Origin of the sequence: Cedecea selenatireducens (assembly GCF_042138895.1) — a bacterium.
Lineage (GTDB): Bacteria > Pseudomonadota > Gammaproteobacteria > Enterobacterales > Enterobacteriaceae > Cedecea > Cedecea selenatireducens.
Genome location: NZ_JBHIKW010000001.1, coordinates 586,504 through 607,259, shown reverse-complemented (window position 1 = coordinate 607,259; position 20,756 = coordinate 586,504). Strand labels below are relative to the sequence as shown.

Sequence of the window (20,756 nt, the reverse complement as noted above, 5' to 3'; positions counted from 1 at the left end):
AAAATGAGTGCGTTAAATAAGAAGAGTTTTCTAACTTATCTAAAAGAGGGCGGCATCTACGTGGTGCTGCTGGTGCTGCTGGCGATCATTATTTTCCAGGATCCGACGTTCTTAAGCCTGCTTAACCTGAGTAACATTCTGACACAGTCTTCGGTGCGTATTATCATCGCGCTGGGCGTGGCCGGGCTGATTGTCACCCAGGGGACCGACCTGTCCGCAGGGCGCCAGGTTGGCCTGGCGGCGGTTGTCGCGGCGACGCTGCTGCAGTCGATGGACAACGTCAACAAGGTGTTCCCGGACATGCACACCATGCCAATTCCGGTGGTGCTGCTGATTGTCTGTGCCGTGGGTGCGGTCATTGGCCTGGTGAACGGGATTATTATCGCTTACCTGAACGTGACGCCGTTTATTACCACCCTGGGCACCATGATTATCGTGTACGGGATTAACTCCCTGTATTACGACTTTGTAGGCGCATCGCCGATTTCCGGCTTTGACTCCCACTTCTCGACCTTCACGCAGGGCTTTATTGCCCTGGGCAGTTTCCGCCTGTCGTACATTACATTCTATGCCCTGTTTGCGGTGCTGTTCGTCTGGGTGCTGTGGAACAAAACTCGCTTCGGAAAAAACATCTTCGCCATCGGCGGTAACCCTGAAGCGGCGAAAGTCTCCGGCGTTAACGTGGCGCTGAACCTGATCATGATTTATGCCCTGTCCGGCGTGTTCTATGCCTTTGGCGGGATGCTGGAAGCGGGCCGTATCGGCTCCGCCACCAACAACCTCGGCTTTATGTACGAGCTGGATGCGATTGCGGCGTGCGTGGTTGGCGGTGTGTCATTCAGCGGCGGGGTAGGGACAGTTGTCGGCGTGGTTACCGGGGTAATCATCTTCACGGTTATCAACTACGGCCTGACCTATATCGGCGTGAACCCTTACTGGCAGTACATCATCAAGGGCGGCATTATTATCTTTGCCGTGGCGCTGGACTCCCTGAAGTACGCGCGTAAGAAATAATCTAAGCAGTGTACAAGAAAGCCCGCCATATCATGTGCGGGCTTTTTTTGTGCTCAGATATCACTTCTTCTCTTTTCTCTGTATTTCCAGCAGCTGCCCCGGCGTGACGGCCGGGTAGGCCTGTGCGTCCTCCGGCACTTCTTGCAGCGATGGGATAGGCACTAACGGGCCGAGGAAGCGCGGCTCGCGCTTGAACAGGTATAAATCTGCCAGTGCGCCCAGGCGAGCGCCAAATTCACGCGTGCGCACGGTGAGCATATTTTTCGGGGAAGGTACCGCGTAGCACTGCGCCTGAATCCCCATATGCAGGGCGATAAACAGCGCGCGCTCGCAGTGGAATCGCTGTGTAATGATGATGAAGTCGTTGGTATCAAAGACTTTACGGGTGCGAACAATCGAGTCCAGCGTGCGGAAGCCCGCGTAGTCCAGCACGATATCCGCCGGATCGACGCCGCCGGCAATCAGGTCTTTGCGCATGGTCATCGGCTCGTTGTAGCTTTGCTGCGCGTTATCGCCGCTCAGCAGCAGGTAGTTCACCTTGCCGCTGTTATAGGCGTTCAGGGCGCCCTGAATGCGGTACAGGTAGTACTGATTGATGACGCCGGTGCGGTAATACTTGGCGGTGCCGAGCACCACACCGACCTGGCGATAGGGCAGATCCTGCAGTTCATCGTAGACGTAAGGCGCGGTTTTCCAGCTGATCCAGCGGTCGAGCCCGAGCGCAGCCGCCAGCGTTAAGCCGATAATAATAAGCAGGCCGTAAAACAGGCGCTTCAACATGAACTTGCAGACTCATTCGCGGGGTGAAATTTCATCCAAGGCTACTTTACCCGGCCCTCAAGAGCAAGAAACGCGGGTTCAGTTGGGGCAAATTTCAACAATGCGAGTGTGGGTACACTCGCAACAGAGAATTACTGAGCAATATTAACGCGATCAACGGCTTCACAGCCCAGAGCTTTCAGCGTGGCGGAGGTGGCGTCCCGCTGCAGCAGCGGCGCATCGAATTTTTCTGCCAGTACGGCGCGCTTAATTTGCGGATAGTCATAACCATTCAGGGAAAGCAGGTTCAGCGCGGCCTGCAGCGGCGGCAGGGAAGGGTTGAACGCGGCGTTTTCCGCATAACAGCCGGTAAAGATTCTGCCGTCGACCATTTCCAGCGCAACGCCCGCCGGAGCTTTACTGTAAGGCGCATGGCTGCGGTTGGCCGCTGCAATAGCTGCCTGAGTGAGGGCATCACCTTTCAACGCGAAACCGTGGTTCTCTTCATCCAGCAGCAGCGTTTTGATTTCCAGGTCGCGCGGGCCAAAGGCGTCCGGCAGGTATTCGCCAAGCGTGGACGGCTGGCGGCCTGGCAGATGAATGCGCAGCGCGGTGCCGCTGTTCAGCTCGTTCATGAACTGGCGGCAGTGGCCGCAGGGCGTGTAGTTGACGGTGATATCGACCAGGCCTTTTTCGCCGCGCATCCACGCGTGGGTGATGGCGCTTTGTTCGGCGTGCACGGTTTGCTGCATGGTGGCGCCAAGAAACTCCATATTGCCGCCAAAATAGAGGTTACCGCTTACGCCCCGGGCCACGGCCCCGACGTTAAAATGGGAGAGGTCTGCACGCGCGCAGGCTGCGGCCAGCGGCAACAGAGCGAAAGCCAGGTCGTCGTCGCCCAGCCCGGTTTGATGTTTTAGCGCTTCAACTTCGGCCGCTGTAAACATTGCCGGGAAGTGTGCGTCGGCAAGCAGGGGTTGCAAAGCGGTTTGCAGCGCGGCGGGGAGTTGCACAACGGCGGCATCAAAACGTGAACGCATGTTAAAGCCTCATAAAGGGTAACGGAAACGTAGTTTACGGATCTGTATAGGCCAAATATGTGATCAACTTCTAATTGTTTGTGCAACTTATGAAAACAAATATGAAAATGCGCGATCTCTCGCAAGTTTTAGCCGAAGAGCTTCAGCAGCACCGGGAATAAAAACGGGGCGATGAGTGAGGTCATGACCCCGCAAATAACCAGCGCCAGCGAGCTAAAAGCGCCTTCCTGGAAGTCGAGTTCCGCGCAGCGGGCGGTGCCCAGCGCGTGAGAAGCCGTCCCCATTGCCAGGCCGCGTGACGCCTTGGTGCTGATGCGCATCATATTCAGCAGCGTGTGGCCAAACACGGCGCCGAGAATACCGACGAAGATAACGCACACTGCGCTAATGGCCGGGATACCGCCAATGCCACCGCCTACCGCCATCGCAATTGGCGTGGTAACGGATTTCGGCAGAACCGAGGCGGCAATTTCCGGGGATGCGCCCATTAATAAAGCAATTGAGGTGCCGGTGGACATCGCCACCATACTGCCAATAAAGCAGATGGTGATAATCGACTTCCAGCGGGCGCGAATCTGGTGAATTTGCTCGTAAAGCGGAAAGGCCAGGGCTACAACGGCAGGCTGCAGCAGGTCGTTGAGCACTTCGCTGCCTTTAAAATAGTGGTCGTAAGGAATACCCGTGAGCAGCAGAAAAGGAATGATCACCACCATGCAAACCAGCAGCGGGTTTAGCAGCGGGGATTTCAGCCGGGCAGCCAGTTTGCGGGCGGCGAAAAACACCACCAGAGTTAACGGTAAAGACCACCATATATAGTGCATCATTTTTTCTCTGCCTCGCCTTCACCAATCACTTTTCTTTCGCCATGGACCAGGTGCGAGCTCCAGCTCACGATGACCAGCACCACCAGCGTACTGATTAAACAGGAAACCACCACCGGGCCAAACTGGGCTTTCAGCACGTCGTAATACTGCATCACGCCCACGCCAATAGGCACGAACAGCAGGGCCATATAGCGAATCAGCAGGTGACAGCTGGGTTTTACCCACTTCGCCGGCAGGATTTGTAGCGACAGCAGCACAAACAAAATCAGCATGCCGATAATGCTGCCAGGGATGACGATGGGCAGCAGCGACGCGACGAAAATACCGGCATATAAGCACAGGTAAATTAAGACAAAAGCGCGAAGATACTGCCAGATTACGGTGAACGAGTTGCGCATGGAGGTTACCCTTTAAGAAACGCATTCATCATACAATTAAACTCGAAATTGTGCTATCCATCACAACATGAATTATGAGCATAACAAACATTCCCTGCGTGAAGGTTGCCCGGCTGATTTTAGGCAATAAAAAAGCGGCCCGGAGGCCGCCTTGATTCGATTACTTTTAGCTTAGTTCAGACGAACCGGCATGCCGGAACGGTTCTGAATCGCCTGGTCAACAACGGTGGTATCAACGTCGGACTGAGCGGTGACTTTCTGTACGCTGCTGGTCAGCTTGATTGGCACGATTTCACCGGAGTTGAACTGCGCTTCGGTAGTAGAAAGCGGGTTGTGAACTTCGATGTAGCGGCTGCCGTCCGGCTCGGTGGTGGCTTTTACCGGCTCATCAATGAACTGAACGCGAGTGCCGACCGGCACGTTGTCGAACAGGAACTTGATGTCTTCGTTACGCAGACGCACGCAGCCATGGCTGACGCGCAGGCCGATACCGAAGTTGGCGTTGGTGCCGTGAATCGCATACAGATTACCGATGTACAGCGCGTACAGGCCCATCGGGTTATCCGGGCCAGCTGGCACAACGGCCGGCAGCGGCGTACCGGCTGCGGCGTATTCGGCATGCATTTTCGCGGTAGGGGTCCAGGTTGGCCCATTTTTCTTACGCTCTACCTTGGTGGTCCAGTTAATCGGGGTATCTTTACCCAGCTGGCCGATACCGATTGGCAGCACGATAACGGTGTTGGTGCCTTTCGGGTAATAGTAGAGGCGCATTTCGGCGCTGTTAATCACAATCCCTTCATGCACGGTGTCCGGCAGGATCAGCTGCTGAGGAATGTTCAGGATGGTCCCGGCTTTCGGCAGGTATGGGTCAATCCCTGGGTTAGCTTCCAGCATGTTAGACAGTCCCATCTGGTACTGTGCGGCATACTCTTCCAGCGGCGCGGTGCTGCCTTCAGGAATAGTGATAACCTGATTTTCACCAACCAGGCGGCTGCCGTTGGTCGGTAACGGATAGGTCACGGCGGAAGCTGAGAAAGACGCGACAGCCACAAAAGCCAGTAAGAGCGAGCGTAATTTTATATTCATGTTGTGCGAAGTGTTATGCCAGACGGGCCAGCTAGTGAGTGTTGATGGATGATTTAGCCGCGCATTATATGTGCATTACATTCATCTGGGAAATCAGATGTGGATGAAATCACAATTTTTTCACACTGATTAACTATTGTACGGTGAAGATGCGGGGCGACCCTTTATCATAGTTATGGCATAATGTGGCTGAAATCACATTCCAAAATCTCGACAACTTATTTCTCCAGGACATACCAGTGCTTGTATCCAGCAACGTTACCATGCAGTTTGGCAGCAAACCGCTGTTCGAAAATATCTCCGTCAAATTTGGCGGCGGCAACCGTTATGGCCTGATCGGCGCTAACGGAAGTGGCAAATCCACGTTCATGAAAATTCTCGGCGGGGACTTAGAGCCGACGCTGGGCAACGTTTCTCTCGATCCAAACGAGCGCATCGGTAAGCTGCGTCAGGATCAGTTCGCGTTCGAGAAATTCACCGTGCTCGACACCGTCATCATGGGCCACGGCGAGCTGTGGGAAGTGAAGCAGGAACGCGACCGCATTTATGCCCTGCCGGAGATGAGCGAAGAAGACGGTTACAAAGTTGCCGACCTCGAAGTGAAATACGGCGAGATGGACGGCTACACCGCAGAAGCGCGTGCGGGCGAACTGCTGCTTGGCGTGGGCATTCCGTTGGAGCAGCATTACGGCCCGATGAGCGAAGTCGCTCCAGGCTGGAAACTGCGCGTGCTGCTGGCGCAGGCGCTGTTCTCTAACCCGGACATCCTGCTGCTCGATGAACCTACGAACAACCTGGACATCGACACCATTCGCTGGCTGGAAACCGTGCTCAACGAACGCAACAGCACGATGATTATTATCTCGCACGACCGTCACTTCCTGAACATGGTCTGTACCCATATGGCTGACCTGGACTACGGCGAGCTGCGCGTTTATCCGGGCAACTACGACGAATACATGACGGCGGCGACCCAGGCTCGCGAGCGCCTGCTGTCCGATAACGCCAAGAAAAAAGCGCAGATTGCTGACCTGCAATCCTTCGTGAGCCGCTTCAGCGCCAACGCCTCCAAATCTCGTCAGGCGACCTCTCGTGCCCGTCAGATTGATAAAATCAAGCTGGACGAAGTGAAGGCCTCCAGCCGTCAGAACCCGTTCATTCGCTTCGAGCAGGATAAGAAACTGTTCCGTAATGCGCTTGAAGTCGAGGCGCTGACCAAAGGGTTTGAAAACGGTCCGTTGTTCAAAGGCGTTAATCTGCTGCTGGAAGTCGGTGAAAAACTAGCGGTGCTGGGGGCTAACGGCATCGGTAAAACCACGCTGCTGAAAACCCTGGTCGGTGAACTGGCTCCGGATAACGGCGGCGTGAAGTGGTCTGAAAATGCTCAGATTGGCTACTACGCGCAGGATCATGAATACGAGTTCGAAAACGACCTGACCGTGTTCGACTGGATGAGCCAGTGGAAGCAGGAAGGCGACGACGAGCAGGCGGTGCGCAGCATTCTGGGCCGTTTACTCTTCAGCCAGGACGACATCAAAAAGCCTGCTAAAGTGCTGTCCGGGGGAGAAAAGGGCCGCATGCTGTTCGGCAAGCTGATGATGGAAAAACCAAATATCCTGATCATGGACGAACCGACGAACCACCTGGATATGGAATCCATCGAGTCGCTGAACATGGCGCTGGAGATGTACCAGGGCACGCTTATCTTCGTTTCTCACGACCGTGAGTTTGTTAGCTCGCTGGCAACCCGCGTGCTGGAAATCACCCCAGAGCGCGTGATTGACTTCACCGGCGGCTACGAAGATTACCTGCGCAGCAAAGGGATCGACGGGTAATTTTACCCTGACCCAAACCCTCTCCCTAAAAAGGGAGAGGGGACAGATCGAATTATAGGTATTGCTCCCACCTGTTTTCCCCCTCGCTCCTTTGGGGAGAGGGCCGGGGTGAGGGGCAATTACAACGCCCACACCCCGCATTCCACGCCATTCACCAGCAGCCGACGCTTCTCTCCCTCAGGCAGAGACAGCTTAATCTCGCGCCAGGCAGGTTGATAATCCCCCTTGCGGCTAAAGGCCACGTCAATCTCATTGGCCGAACAGGTTATTTCCCAACTTAGCCAGAGCGCGTTGCCCTCTTTATAGCCCCAGGATTCTCCATCATCCTCAAACAGCGAGCCGTGAGAAACGCCCGCGCCCTGCAGCGGGTAAATCTTCAGCTCACGAACGGTATCATCCTGAGGGGATACATAGCTGATGCGTTCGCTGTGGGGCAGTGCAGCCCCGGCACGAACCAGCAGCGGCAAGCGTTCAAGCGGCGCGGGCAGGGTGATTGTCTGCCCGCCGCTGAACCACTCGCCGGTATAATAGTCGTACCAGCCGTGCTCATTGGCCGGCAGCCATAAAGCGCGCTCACGCTGTCCCGGCTCCACCACGCCAGCCACCAGCACATCCCGGCCCAGCAGGAACTCATCGCACTCGTCAAACGTCTTCTCATCGTGTTCATGGTCGAGGAACGTTGCGCGCAGCATCGGTTCGTCATCCGTATGGGCCTGCCATAGCAGCGTGTAGAAATAGGGCAGCAGGCGGTAGCGCAGCTCGATTGCGCTGCGGATAGCGGGAGTGACCGCCGGATACATCCACGGTTCGTTTACGGTGTGGTCATCATTCCATGAGTGGATGGTAAAGCGCGGGTGCATCACGCCGTTCTGAACCCAGCGAACGAAAAGCTCGGCGTCGGGTTTATCGCCCGAAAAACCGCCGACGTCATGCCCGACGTTAAACAGGCCGGACAGGCTCATGCCAACGCCCATGCGCGTGTTGTAGCGCAGCGTCTCCCAACTGGTGCGGTTGTCGCCGCTCCATGTCTGAACGTAGCGTTGCATCCCGGCGCAGCCGGAACGGGAAATCAGATACGGGCGCTTTTCCGGGGCAAACGTCTGCTGAGCCTCCATCGAGGCGCGCATCATCAGCAGCGGCATAACCGGGCGAATGTGCTTGATGGCTATCGGTTTGCCAAAGCCGTAGCAGCGAGCTTCCCCGTCCCACACTTCATATTCGTTGTTGTCGTTCCAGGTGGAGCCGATGCCCATATCCAGCAGCTGCGTGGTAACGCCAGCCTGCCACCATTTCACCGTGGCCGGGTTGGTGAAGTCCAGATGAGAGCCTTCATCGTCCCAGAAACTGGAACGTTCCGGCGCATCAGATTCCGAATCTTTGATAAACAGCCCGCCTTTGGCGACTTCCTCATAGCGCGGATGATCCTGCAGCAGACAGGGTTTGATGTTGGCCGCAAGGCGGATCCCGGCCGCCATAAACGCCCGGCTCATCACCTTCGGCTGCGGCACTTTTTCATAGTTCCAGTTAAACACGTAGCGCTTGTTATTGATCGAGGTGTAGCCCGACGAAAGCTGGAAAGAGTCGCACGGAATCGCGTGCTGCTGGCTCAGGCGGATAAAGTTCATCAGCTGGTTTTGGGCGTCCGGCGCGTCGGTGTAATGCATCGTTGACCCGCTGTAGCCGAGGCTCCATTTGGGGCCAAAGAAGGTTTTACCTGTCAGCCGCACGAACGCTTTGGTGACGTCCAGCACGCGCGGGCCGAGGAACATGTAGTAGTCGAGGTCTCCGGCTTCCGCCTGCCAGCGTCGGTAGGCCAGGTGATAGTTGTCTATCTCGTTGCCCAGATCCAGCCAGCAATTGCTCAGGTTGTCGTAGAACAGGCCAAAGCTAACGTCGTCGCGGCGCGTAATAGTGAAGGGGATATGCTTGTAAAGCGGGTCGGTGGACGCCGCGTTGTACCCCATCGCATCCAGGTTACGCATCTCATAGCGCCTGCCGGTGCGGTTAAGCGGCCCGGCTTTTTCCCCCAGGCCGTAAAAACGCTCGCCGGCAAAACGCCGCTGATAGTGCGCCACGCCATCGCCGTGAGCGTTAAGCTGGTACGCGCTGGTGGGACGATCGCAGGCGAGAGGCTGCCATTCGCCACGCTCGGTTTTGTATTCCCATTCCAGATAAAGCGGCTGATGCACGGTCACGCGCATACTTTGGCTACTGATGATGAGGCAATCGGCCTGCTGTTCCAGCGTGAAGCCGGGCAGGGTAAATCCGGCGAGGCTTTCGCGCTCGCGGCCTTCCCACGGCACATCATGCTGCGGGGCGATGCTCCAGCTGCGGTCCAGCGCCAGGCCCTGCTGCCGCTTGATCAATACGCGAAACAGCTTCTCTTCCAGCACGTACAGGTGCAGCGAATGCTTGCCGTCGAGGGTCAGGATAACCTGGCTGTCATCTTGTTTTGCGAGCGTCCAGTTCTTAAGTGTTTTCATCAGTGACCATCCATTCAGCTACGTTTTGCGCGGCGTTCGGCGATAAACGCCACCAGGAACACCGCACCGATAAGATCAAAAAAGCCCATGGCGATAAACAGCGGGTTAAAGCCAATCTTGTCGGCGGTGACGCCGATAATCAGGGAGAAGATAAAGCTGGCAATCCACGCCGCGGAGCCGCGCATACCGTTGACGGTGGCCATCTGGCCTTTATCAAACGAGTCCACCACCAGCGCGCTGAGCATGCAGGAGATAATCTGGTGCCCGAAGCCGCCGATGGAGATAAGCAGGATGGCAATCCAGGGATCTTTGGTGACGGCGACCAGCGCCAGAGAAAGCATCAAAAACGCGCCGGTGACCGAGCTGGCAACTACGGAGTTGGTGCGCGAGCAGCCGAAAAGTCGCGTGTAGACTTTGGTCAGATAGCCGCTGGCAATACTACCGATATCGGCGGCCAGGAACGGCAGCCAGGCGAACATGGCAATTTGCTTCAGATCCATGCCTCGTTCATTGGCCAGATAAAGCGGAACCCAGAAGCTCAGCACCGCCCAGGCGGGTTCTGCCATAAAGGCCGGAATGGCGATGCCGTAAAAACGTTTGTTTTTCGAGACGGTTTTCAGCGAGGTGAAAAACGGCAGCTTCACGGCAGGCGGTTCGTTATCCTGCTTGATGAAGGCCAGCTCCTCCTTGCTCAGGTTCGGGTGCTGCTCCGGGTTGTGATAAAACAGCCACCATAAAACGACCCACACCATTGCCAGCGCGCCGCTGAACATAAAGGCACCCTGCCAGCCAAAAAAGCTGTGGGCGAAATAGATAATCGGCGGAGCCAGCATCGCGCCGATGGAAAAGCCTACCCCGGCCCAGCCTGCGGCAATCGGTCGCTCTTTTTTCGGGAACCATTCGCCCAGCGTTTTGGCGTTGGCGGGCGTGGCTGCGGCTTCCGCGCCGCCCATCATGAAGCGCAAAATGGCCAGCTGTAACCAGCTCCCGGCTCCGGCATGCAGCATGCACATCACCGCCCAGATGCTGGCGCAGATCAGAAAGCCGATTTTCAGGCCAATCACGTCTATCAGCCAGCCGCAGAGCGGCTGGAACAGGGTATAGGCCAGCTGAAAAGCGCCGACGATCCAGGAGTATTGTTCGGTGGTAATCCCGAGGGAGGTTTTCAGCTCAGGCGCCAGGATCCCCAGCGCATTACGCGTGATGTAGTTGACGGTGACGCCAAGTAAGAACAGAACCAGAACCCACCAGCGCAAATGCCGGAAAACGCGTCCTGCCTTAACGGCGGTTATCGGTTGGTCGATGCCATGACTCATAGTTCACTCCACCTTGTAGGGTAATTAGTAGAATTGGTATGCCACTATTTTTGGGCGAGGGATCTTTTTTAGTTATTTGATTTTTATGTGTTTATTTTTTATTTTGCTTTCAGTGTGAATCTTATTGGTCAACAAATCAGAGCGTAATTGAGTTATCAGCCAACCAATAGCGCAATTTTTGCAAACATTTTCACTACTTCGATCTGGAGCGAAGAAACGATGCCGTATTTGCGGCACCATGGCTTATCTGCAGCCATGAAAATTTTTTCATTTTACAAACGGGCGTCGATCACAAAATGAGTAAAACGCTAAAAATCACCGAAATTGCCGCGCAAACCGGGCTGTCGATAAGCACCGTTTCCCGCGTGCTTGCGGGCAAGGGGAACACCAGCGAGTCGGCCCGCCAGCAGGTCCTTGCCTGCGCCAAAGAGAAAGGGGTATTACAGGGGATTGCGGCCGGCAGATTGCTGATCAACAGCCTGGTGGTCTTTGCGCCTCGAAGGGCATTTGATGAGCGGCTGGATGTCTTTTACTACCGGGTGATGCAGGGGATCGGCGAGGCGCTGGTGCCTCACGACGCCAGGCTTCGTTTCTGCGCGCTGGAGGAAAATGACAGCGACGTCGGGCTGTTTCTCAGCAAAATGAGCGAGCCGGAAACTGAAGCGGCCATTCTGCTGGGGATTGATGATACGCATATCCACGATCTGGCGGCGGATCTGGGCAAACCCTGCGTGCTGATCAACTGCCAGGATCGCAAAATGCGTCTTTCAGGCGTCGCCCCGGATCACCTGATGACCGGTCGCTTTGCCGCAAACTACCTGTTCGACATGGGACATAAAGGCGTGCTGACGTTGATGTGCCTGCGTCGCTACACCATGGAGCAACGTCTGGCCGGCATTCGGGACGCGTGGGACTGCCGAAATTTGTCGTTTGATGAGACCCGACATTTGTTAGTCGCCCAAAGCTTTGGCGCCAAAGAGAGCGAGGCCTTAATTAGCGACTATCTGGCTGCTACGCCGAGGCCGGCCTGGCCAGGCGCGCTCTTAGTCGGCGGTGACTTTATGGCCGCAGGGGCGGTGAGTGCCCTGCAAAAGGCCGGGCTGCGCGTGCCGCAGGATATGTCGGTGATGAGCATCGACGGCTTTAACCTGGCCGAAATCCATGACGTGCCTTTAACCTCGGTTCATGTTCCCAGGGATGAGCTGGGCGAAGAGGCGGTTCAGCTGCTGCAGCAGCGCCTGATGCGTCCGGAAGCCCCGGTGGTGAATATCCTGTTGGCCGGTACGTTGAAGGTACAGGCGTCAGTGCGGCGAGTAGGCGCGGGCAAAGGGCGCCCGGCGGTGAGCAGCGATAAACTCTACGATTGAGCAGAAATAAAGCATAAATAAACCCTAAACAACGCAGGTTCTTTGCCTTGCGCCCGGCGTTTAAATCCCTACTATAGGCCGCGGAAGACTTGCAGTATCTCGTTAGGCGAGGCTCCTGTACAAACATAGGTTGCTGATCTGACGACGTCGAGAGACGCCCAAGATTAGGACAGGTTATATCGAGCGAAGGTATAATCCCAGGTAACTTCCCCCGCTTTTGGGGATACGTTGTACAGTGCTAAAACCGAGACATGGAGATAGCGTCAGCACTCTCATATCTTGCTTCGCCCCAGGATGAGGACTGTTTATTTTTAAAACAGTAACCGGGGAAAAATCATGACCTTTTCAACTAATACCTCAGCGCACTCCAGCGCTTCACTGGCCGTGTCCGTCAAACTGCCATCCTCAGACTCACAAAACACCGTGCTGGCTTATCTGAGCCAGGATTACATCGCTTTACCGCCGGGCACTTCGGTGCAAGATGCGCAGGCGTTGTTCTGTTCGGGCATTAAAAATGAGCAGATCCCGTCGCAAATATTTGTCGTGGACGACGATGACCATCTGTTTGGTCTGGTGCCGGTAAAATCGCTGCTGCAGGCGGACAAAGACGCGCTGCTCAGTGATTTGATGAGGCCCGTTGCGTTTTCATTAACGCCGGAAAAAACGCGCCATGAAGCCTGCGTGGAGATCAAAAAGTCGGCTTCTAACTACATTCCCGTTCTGAGCTACGGCAAGCTGAAAGGCGTGCTGGGCCCGCAGGAAATCGCTCAGCTGCTGGAAGACGAAAACACGCTCGATAGCCAGCTGCAGGGGGCTTCTTCACCGCTGGAAACGCCTTATCTGCAAAGCAGCGTCTTTACGCTGTGGCGCAAAAGATCGGTCTGGTTGCTGCTGCTGTTCGTGGCCGAGGCCTACACCAGTTCGGTGATTAAATCCTTTGAGGAGCAGCTTGAGGCGGCGATTGCGCTGGCGTTCTTTATTCCGCTACTGATTGGCACCGGCGGCAATACCGGCACGCAGATCACCTCCACGCTGGTCAGGGCGATGGCGCTCGGCGAGGTGGGGCTAAAGGATTTGGGCGCTATTCTGCGCAAGGAGATCTCGGCCTCGGTGCTCATTGCCTTAACGATTGGCACCGCCGGATTTATCCGGGCGTGGATGCTGGGCGTGGGGATGGAAGTGATGATGGTGGTGAGCCTGACGCTTATCGCCATCACCGTCTGGAGTGCGATTGTTTCCTCGATTATTCCGATGCTGCTGCGTAAGGTGAATATCGATCCGGCCGTGGTGTCCGCGCCGTTTATTACGACATTGATCGACGGAACCGGGCTGCTGATTTACTTCGAAATCGCCAAAGTGATGCTTACTGACCTGGCGGTATAAAAATAGCGGGGATAGCGATATCCCCGTTTTCGTTTCTACCCGCACACTTCGCACTGCGGGTTACGCGCCAGCTTCATCTCTCTGAACTGGCAGGTCATCGCATCGTAAAGCACGATTTTTCCGCGCGCCGGCGAACCGTAATTTGCCAGCAGCTTGATGGCTTCCATCGCTTCCAGCGAGCCGATAATCCCGACCAGCGGCGCCATAACACCTGCCTCCACGCAGCTCAGTGTACTCTCCCCAAACAGGCGGCTCAGGCAGCGGTAGCAGGGCTCATTCTCCTGATAAGTGAATACGCTTATCTGGCCTTCCATGCGAATCGCCGCCCCGGACACCAGCGGCGTTTTGTGCCGGTGACAGCAGCGGTTGAGCTGATTGCGGATGGTGACGTTATCGGTGCAGTCCAGCACGACATCATGCTTTGCTACCAGCTCATCAAGCTGTGGTTCGTCAAGCTGGGCATTGACGGTCTCAAGCCGGATGTGCGGATTGATCGCCGCCAGTGAATCCCTGGCGGAATCAACTTTTGGCTTCCCAATGGTCGCATCGCCGTGTAGCGTCTGGCGCTGAAGGTTGGAGAGCGAAACGGTATCGAAATCGAGCAGCGTGAGATGCCCCACGCCCGCCGCCGCCAGATACTGCGCAGCCGCGCAGCCCAGCCCGCCCAGCCCGACGATGAGAGCCCGCGAGGCTTTCAGCTTCTCCTGGCCGTCAAAGTCAAAGCCGCGCAGCACAATCTGGCGGTTATAGCGCAGCATTTCCTCATCGCTAAGCTCGATCATCTCAGCCTCCGAACAGTGGGTTAAACGGCTCGACCTCAACCCATTCTCCGGCTTCTACGTTGCCGCGCTCGCGCTCCAGCACCACAAAGCAGTTGGCCTGGCTAAAGGAGCTGAAAATATGCGAGCCCTGGTGCCCGGTGCTTAATACTTCAAGGTCACCCTGCTCGTTGCGGCGCAAAATGCCACGCTGGAAGTCGAGGCGGCCCGGGGATTTCTTCAGCTTGCCGACGGTGCGCACGCGCATTCTCGGTGGAAGAGGGGTGATTTGCTGACCGCTCAGCTTAGCCAGCAGCGGCTGTACGAGCTGGTAGAACGTCAGCGCCGCCGAAACCGGATTACCCGGCAGGCCGCAGAACCAGCTATTTTTCAGTCGCCCAAAGGCAAAAGGTTTGCCTGGCTTAATCGCCAGCTTCCAGAAGCCGACTTCGCCCAGCTCTTCAAGGATTTGTTTGGTGTAATCTGCTTCGCCCACCGAAACGCCGCCGCTGCTGATGACGACGTCCGCGCGGCTGTCCGCTTCGTTAAACACCGCGCGCAGGGCATCCTGGTCATCACGAACGATGCCGAGGTCGATAACTTCGCAGCCCAGCTGCTCCAGCATGATGTGAACCGCCAGGCGGTTGGTATCGTAGATTTGGCCTTCGGCCAGCGGCTGGCCGGGAAGCTGGAGCTCGTCGCCGGTGGAAAACACCGCTGCACGCACTTTGCGGTAGACCTTCACTTCCGGGATGCCGAGAGAGGCAACCAGCGGCAGCTCGGCGGCGGTCAGCTTCACGCCTGCGGCCAGTACGCTGGCGCCCTGATGGATATCCTCGCCGCGGCGGCGAATGTTCTGCCCGTTCTTCACGACGGCGTTAAAGCGCACGCCGCTTTCGGTGACTTCTGTCTCTTCCTGCATGACTACTGCTTCGGCCCCGGCAGGGATCGGTGCGCCGGTCATGATGCGCACGCAGGTGCCAGCGGGCCATTCGCCGCTGAACGGCTGCCCGGCAAATGCTTTACCTGCGACAGGCAGCGCGCCACCGGCTTTGATATCCGCCAGCCGCACCGCGTACCCGTCCATCGCTGAGTTGTCGAAGCCAGGGACATCCAGCGGAGAGATGACCGGTGCGGCGGTGATGCGGCCCGTGGCCTGCAGCAGCGGCAGGGCTTCCGTTTCGGACAGTGGGTTAATGCGGGACAGCATCTGTTCAAGCGCGGTTTCAAGCGGGATCAGCCCGGCGGTAAATTCCATTCGTGGCTCCTGGAGCAGGGACAAAATAAGGGCTTAGTATGGCAGAAAACGCCGTCTGGCGGCATGTCTGGGATCAGCAAAATCCTCCCGCCAGCGCGGGGCTATGCGTTACATCACGTTGTCACGTTTCTTCTTTACGCTCGGCCTGCGCGTAAACCGCCATTGGCTATAGTCATTGTGGCTAATAAAAAACCTCTGCAAGGAAGAACTGATGATAAGCAAACAAAAAGTGTTTCAATTCAGTATGCTGGCCGTCGCTGTGGGCTTCACCTCATCCGCATTTGCCTTTGATTCCCTCACCGTTTTTGGCGACAGCCTCAGCGACACCGGCAACAACGGGCGCTGGACCTGGAACAGCAGCCAGAACAAACTTTATGACGAACAGCTGGCCGACCAATATGGCCTGACGCTGACGCCTTCCCGCGAGGGCGGTAGCAACTATGCCGCAGGCGGGGGCACCGCCGTGCCAGCGCTCAATTTGGCCGATAATACCCAAAGCCAGGTTCAACGCTACCTTAGCCAGACCGGCGGGCGAGCGGACGGCAACGGGTTATACATTCACTGGATAGGCGGCAACGATCTGGCCGCGGCCGCCACCCAGCCAGCGCTGGCGCAGGGAATCGCCGCTAACAGCGCGGCCAACGCAGCGGCTCAGGTTGGGGCTTTGCTTGATGCCGGAGCCGGACTGGTGGTGGTACCTAATGTCCCAAATATTGGCGCGACGCCAACGTTGATGGAGCTGGTGCTTAGCGCAGGGCTTGGCGCGGCGGCCACGCCAGCCATTCAGGCTGCTTATGCTTCTCTGGATGCGGCGCAAACGCCTGACCTGGCGAGCCGCCAGCAGGCAATTCATCAGGCTTTACAGGCGGCGGCATCAGTCGTCAGTACGAATCCACTCATTCAGCAGGGCGTAGCCGCTCAGCTTATTGCTGCCTACGATCAAGCCGTGCAGCAGGCTTCTTTACTCACCACCTTCTACAACAGCGCTGAGGATCAGGCTCTGCTGCAACACGGCGGCAACATTGCCCGGGCGGATATCAACGGCGTTTTCCAGGAAATCCTGGCCAACCCTCAGGCGTTCGGCCTGACAAACACCGCCGGGATGGCCTGTCCGCCGGGCGTGGCGGCGACAGACTGCACCAGCTCGACGCCCGGCTTTAATGCCTCTCAGGACTATCTGTTTGCCGATCATTTCCACCCTGGCCCGCAGGTACACAGCATCATTGCCCAATACATTGAGTCGATTATCGCCGCGCCTGTTCAGGTGACTCGTCTGAATCAGGGCACGCAGGCGATGGTGCGGGGCAGCCGGGCCACCCTCGACAGCCGCTACCAGCAGCTGCGTCAGGGCGAAAACGCCGCCGGTTCACTGGGCGTGTTTGGCGGCTACGGCGGGGGCTATCAGCGGTATAGCGGGCACGGTGGAACCGGTGACGGCAAAGGGAACACCAATAACCTGACCGTTGGCCTGGATTACCAGCTCAATGAAAACGTGGTGCTGGGCGGGCTGATTGCCGGCTCTCTGGATAACCAGCGCCCGGATGATAACTACCGCTATGACACCCGAGGTTTCCAGGCCGCGCTCTTTGGCCAGCTTCGCGCGGGCCAGGCCTGGCTGAACGGGGACGTGCATTATCTCTCTGCGGACTTCACGAATATTCAGCGCGATATCACGCTCGGACAGCTGACCCGCACTGAAAAAGGCGATACCGACGGGAGGCTGTATGGCGCGCGACTTACTGCGGGTTATGACCTCGCGATAACGAACTGGCTGACCACGGGGCCGGTGCTGCAATACGCCTGGGATTACAGCCACGTGAACGGCTACAGCGAAAACGGCAGCAGCAGCACCGCTATGCGCTTCGGCGATCAGAACGGCCATTCGCAAATCGGCAGCGCGGGCTGGCGCGTGGACACGAAGCTGGGGGTGATTAATCCCTGGGCGCAGGCCAGCTACCGGCATCAGTTTGGCGACGACAATTACCGTGCGAACGGCGGCTTAAAATCCACGGCGCTGACCTTCAGCCGCAGCGGTGAACAGCTGGATAAAAACTGGGCCGATATCGCCGTCGGGGCCGATATGCCGCTTTCGGATACCGTGTCAGCCTTTGCGGCAGTGGCGCAAACGGCCGGGCTAAGCGACGGGAACCAGACCAGCTACAACGTGGGTATCAGCGCGAAGTTCTAACTTTTTGTTATCACCAAAGAAATAGCGGTTCAGGTTTTATTGGCCGCTATTTCTCCTTCCCGCCGGGCGGCGTAAGGCTCGCAGAGGAAAGTCAATTTTCTTTACAACACTTTTACGTCTTTCTATATTCAAAAATCGTATCAATGTTTGGCAACGATTCTGATATTTATAGAAAAAACGCGCCAGATATCACATTCAACAGGCAATGCCGAATGACCAAAGCCGTTATCGCTATTCATGGCGGGGCCGGAGCCCTGACCCGCGCCCACCTGACGCCGGAAAAAGAGCAGGAGTTTATCAGCGCGCTATCCAGAATAGTGGAGGTCGGGCAGCAGATCCTCGAGCACGGCGGCAGCGCGCTGGACGCGGTAACCGAGGCCGTTCGCCTGCTGGAAGAATGCCCGCTGTTTAACGCCGGGATTGGTTCTGTGTTCACTAGTGAAGGCAAACATGAGCTCGACGCCTGCGTGATGGACGGCAACAGCCTGGATGCCGGGGCGGTGGCGGGCGTAAGCCATATTCGCAACCCGATTCTTGCGGCGAGGCTGGTGCTCGAAAACAGCCCACACGTGCTGATGATTGGCGAAGGAGCGGAACGTTTTGCCGCTCAGCAAGGGCTTGAGCCGGTAGATGAAACACTTTTTTCGACCGAAGAACGCTATCAGCAATTGCTGCGCGCCCGTGAAAGCCAGCAAACGCTGTTGGATCATGACGGGGCCGAGCCGATTGATGCCGATAAGAAATTTGGCACGGTTGGCGCAGTGGCGCTGGATAAACTCGGTAATCTGGCGGCGGCAACCTCCACCGGCGGGATGACCAATAAACTGCCGGGCCGGGTAGGGGATTCACCCCTCGTCGGCGCGGGCTGCTATGCCAACAATGCCAACGTGGCGGTGTCCTGCACCGGCACGGGTGAAGTCTTTATACGCACGCTCGCGGCCTACGATATTGCTGCCCTGATGGAGTATGCCGGGCTAAGTCTGCAGCAGGCCGTCGACTGTGTGGTGCTGGAAAAACTGCCCGCGCTGGGCGGCAGCGGCGGCATGATTGCCATTGATAATCAGGGCAACGTCGCGCTGCCGTTTAACAGCGAAGGGATGTACCGCGGCTTTGGCTTTGTGGGCGATGCCCCGAATGTAGGAATTTATCGTGACCAGGAGAGTTAATGCCGCACAGTCATGAACTGCCGGACGAGCAGGTGCTTGCCGTTAGCGACCTCAATATTCGCTTTCGCCAACAGCAGCAGATCACCGAGGCGGTGCGTCACCTGTCACTGACGCTTAACCGGGGTGAAACGCTGGCGATTGTCGGCGAGTCGGGCTCCGGGAAATCGGTGACGGCGATGGCATTGATGCGCCTGCTGGAACAGAGCGGCGGGCTGGTCGACTGCGAGAAACTGCTGCTGCGCCGCCGTAATAACGAAGTGCTTAATCTGCCCGAGCTGAACAGCGCGCAGATGCGTCGCGTGCGTGGCGCGGACGTGGCGATGATTTTCCAGGAGCCGATGACCTCGCTCAACCCGGTGTTTACCGTGGGGGAGCAAATTGCCGAATCTATTCGTTTACACCAAAAGCTTGACGGCCGGGCGGCGCTGAATGAGGCAAAACGCATGCTTGAACGCGTGCGCATTCCTGAAGCCCAGGCCATTCTGAACCGCTACCCGCACCAGCTTTCCGGCGGGATGCGCCAGCGGGTGATGATCGCCATGGCGCTCTCCTGTCGCCCGGCGGTACTGATCGCCGATGAGCCGACGACCGCCCTCGACGTGACTATTCAGGCGCAGATCCTGCAGCTTATTCGCGTCCTGCAGGATGAAATGCAGATGGGGGTGATTTTTATCACCCACGATATGGGCGTGGTGGCCGACATCGCCGACCGGGTGCTGGTCATGTATCGGGGCGAAGCGGTGGAAACCGGCACCGTCGAGCAAATATTCGAAAACCCGCAGCACGCCTACACGCAGGCTTTACTGGCCGCCGTGCCGCGTCTGGGCGCCATGAACGGCAGCGATTTACCGCGCAAGTTTCCGCTTATCGTGCCGGGGCAATCGAATCAGCAAGAGCCTGAAGTCGAGCAGGACACCATTCCCCACGGCGCTAAGCCAGTGCTTGAAGTGCGTGACCTGGTCACCCGTTTTCCGCTACGTAGCGGGATATTCAACCGGGTGACGCGCCAGGTACATGCTGTTGAAAAGGTGAGCTTCGATTTACTGCCCGGCGAAACCCTGGCGCTGGTAGGCGAGTCCGGCTGTGGTAAATCGACCACCGGGCGCTCGCTGCTGCGGCTGGTGGAAACCCAGGGCGGCACCATCACCTTTAACGGCCAGCGTATTGATAATTTGCCTAACGGCGAACTGCAGCACGTCCGCAAAGACATCCAGTTTATATTCCAGGATCCGTATGCTTCGCTGGATCCTCGCCAGACGGTCGGTTACTCCATCATGGAGCCGCTGCTGGTGCATCAGGCGATGCCCAAAGAGCAGGCTCAAGAGCGCGTAGCCTGGCTGCTTGAGCGCGTAGGGTTGCAGCCGGAACACGCCTGGCGCTACCCGCATGAGTTCTCCGGCGGCCAGCGGCAGAGGGTTTGTATTGCCCGCGCGCTGGCCCTTAACCCGAAGGTGGTGATTGCCGATGAGTCCGTTTCGGCGCTGGATGTGTCGATTCGGGCGCAGATAGTTAACCTGCTGCTCGACCTGCAGCGTGAGTTTGGCATCGCTTTCCTGTTTATCTCCCACGACATGGCCGTGGTGGAACGTATCAGCCATCGCGTGGCGGTGATGTATCTGGGCCAGATTGTTGAAATTGGCCCGCGCCGCGCGGTGTTTGAAAACCCACAGCATCCGTATACCCGCAAGCTCATGGCGGCGGTGCCGGTGGCTGACCCAACCCGTAAGGGACGCAAGCCCGTTTTAGTGTCTGACGAGATCCCCAGCGCCACACGCAGCCTGGGGGATGAACCGCACGTAGCACCGCTGGTTGCGGTGGGGCCGGGGCATTTTGTCGCCCGGCATCCCATCGGCAGCAGTGAAAATCGCCTTTAAAGGAAAA

The 20,756-nt window shown here is 57.1% G+C and carries 16 protein-coding genes and 1 riboswitch; of the genes, 7 read left to right on the top strand and 9 right to left on the bottom strand.

The genetic code is table 11. The features are described from left to right. Positions 1–3: 3 nt before the first annotated feature. On the top strand, positions 4–1,014 hold the full coding sequence (gene mglC, locus ACE38U_RS02830) for a galactose/methyl galactoside ABC transporter permease MglC (protein ID WP_038481113.1): 1,011 nt from the start codon (positions 4–6) through the stop codon (positions 1,012–1,014). Between the two features lie 60 nt (positions 1,015–1,074). Here the strand turns inward: mglC and sanA are convergent, their stop codons facing one another. The 5 genes from sanA to ldtB form a co-directional block, all read right to left on the bottom strand. Further along, the gene (sanA, locus tag ACE38U_RS02825) at positions 1,075–1,794 is read right to left on the bottom strand and encodes an outer membrane permeability protein SanA (RefSeq protein WP_176983183.1); all 720 of its coding nucleotides are present in this window, start codon (positions 1,792–1,794) and stop codon (positions 1,075–1,077) included. A 131-nt stretch (positions 1,795–1,925) separates the two neighbouring features. Then, positions 1,926–2,813, bottom strand: coding sequence for a cytidine deaminase (gene cdd / locus ACE38U_RS02820; protein WP_375529123.1), 888 nt, complete (start codon positions 2,811–2,813; stop codon positions 1,926–1,928). 128 nt (positions 2,814–2,941) lie between these two features. Next, a complete protein-coding gene (locus ACE38U_RS02815) occupies positions 2,942–3,637 on the bottom strand; it encodes a CidB/LrgB family autolysis modulator (RefSeq protein ID WP_038481122.1) in 696 nt (231 codons plus the stop codon). Next, a complete protein-coding gene (locus ACE38U_RS02810; RefSeq protein WP_038481125.1) occupies positions 3,634–4,035 on the bottom strand; it encodes a CidA/LrgA family protein in 402 nt (133 codons plus the stop codon). The genes ACE38U_RS02815 and ACE38U_RS02810 overlap by 4 nt, the downstream gene beginning before the upstream one ends. A gap of 171 nt (positions 4,036–4,206) precedes the next feature. Further along, on the bottom strand, positions 4,207–5,121 hold the full coding sequence (gene ldtB, locus ACE38U_RS02805; protein WP_038481128.1) for a L,D-transpeptidase LdtB: 915 nt from the start codon (positions 5,119–5,121) through the stop codon (positions 4,207–4,209). Positions 5,122–5,360: 239 nt separating this feature from the next. Here ldtB and ACE38U_RS02800 point away from each other — a divergent pair, with 239 nt between their 5' ends. After that, entirely contained in the window at positions 5,361–6,956 is a 1,596-nt protein-coding gene (locus ACE38U_RS02800; protein WP_038481131.1) for an ABC-F family ATPase, read from the top strand. 119 nt (positions 6,957–7,075) lie between these two features. Here the strand turns inward: ACE38U_RS02800 and ACE38U_RS02795 are convergent, their stop codons facing one another. Both ACE38U_RS02795 and ACE38U_RS02790 read right to left on the bottom strand, forming a co-directional pair. Next, complete coding sequence (locus ACE38U_RS02795) at positions 7,076–9,439, bottom strand: glycoside hydrolase family 31 protein (RefSeq protein WP_375529122.1); 2,364 nt, start codon at positions 9,437–9,439, stop codon at positions 7,076–7,078. Between the two features lie 14 nt (positions 9,440–9,453). Further along, entirely contained in the window at positions 9,454–10,755 is a 1,302-nt protein-coding gene (locus tag ACE38U_RS02790; RefSeq protein ID WP_375529121.1) for an MFS transporter, read from the bottom strand. 296 nt (positions 10,756–11,051) lie between these two features. On the opposite strand from ACE38U_RS02790, the gene ACE38U_RS02785 reads away from it, so the two are divergent. Then, positions 11,052–12,122, top strand: a complete 1,071-nt coding sequence (locus tag ACE38U_RS02785; RefSeq protein WP_038481135.1) for a LacI family DNA-binding transcriptional regulator — start codon at positions 11,052–11,054, stop codon at positions 12,120–12,122. 91 nt (positions 12,123–12,213) lie between these two features. Next, positions 12,214–12,386: riboswitch (M-box (ykoK) riboswitch) on the top strand. 72 nt (positions 12,387–12,458) lie between these two features. Continuing rightward, positions 12,459–13,505 (top strand): magnesium transporter, encoded by a 1,047-nt coding sequence (locus ACE38U_RS02780; protein ID WP_038481136.1) that lies wholly within the window; start codon positions 12,459–12,461, stop codon positions 13,503–13,505. A 35-nt stretch (positions 13,506–13,540) separates the two neighbouring features. On the opposite strand, the gene moeB is transcribed toward ACE38U_RS02780, so the two are convergent. Further along, positions 13,541–14,287 (bottom strand): molybdopterin-synthase adenylyltransferase MoeB, encoded by a 747-nt coding sequence (moeB, locus tag ACE38U_RS02775; protein WP_375529120.1) that lies wholly within the window; start codon positions 14,285–14,287, stop codon positions 13,541–13,543. Position 14,288: 1 nt separating this feature from the next. Next, the gene (gene moeA, locus ACE38U_RS02770; RefSeq protein WP_375529119.1) at positions 14,289–15,521 is read right to left on the bottom strand and encodes a molybdopterin molybdotransferase MoeA; all 1,233 of its coding nucleotides are present in this window, start codon (positions 15,519–15,521) and stop codon (positions 14,289–14,291) included. A 244-nt stretch (positions 15,522–15,765) separates the two neighbouring features. Here moeA and ACE38U_RS02765 point away from each other — a divergent pair, with 244 nt between their 5' ends. The 3 genes from ACE38U_RS02765 (at position 15,766) to gsiA (ending at position 20,749) form a co-directional block, all read left to right on the top strand. Then, complete coding sequence (locus tag ACE38U_RS02765) at positions 15,766–17,709, top strand: autotransporter outer membrane beta-barrel domain-containing protein (protein WP_375529137.1); 1,944 nt, start codon at positions 15,766–15,768, stop codon at positions 17,707–17,709. Positions 17,710–17,921: 212 nt separating this feature from the next. Next, positions 17,922–18,875, top strand: coding sequence for an isoaspartyl peptidase/L-asparaginase (locus ACE38U_RS02760; protein ID WP_375529118.1), 954 nt, complete (start codon positions 17,922–17,924; stop codon positions 18,873–18,875). Continuing rightward, positions 18,875–20,749: a glutathione ABC transporter ATP-binding protein GsiA gene (gsiA, locus tag ACE38U_RS02755; RefSeq protein ID WP_375529117.1), complete on the top strand. Its 1,875-nt coding sequence runs from the start codon at positions 18,875–18,877 to the stop codon at positions 20,747–20,749. The genes ACE38U_RS02760 and gsiA overlap by 1 nt, the downstream gene beginning before the upstream one ends. Positions 20,750–20,756: the final 7 nt, after the last annotated feature.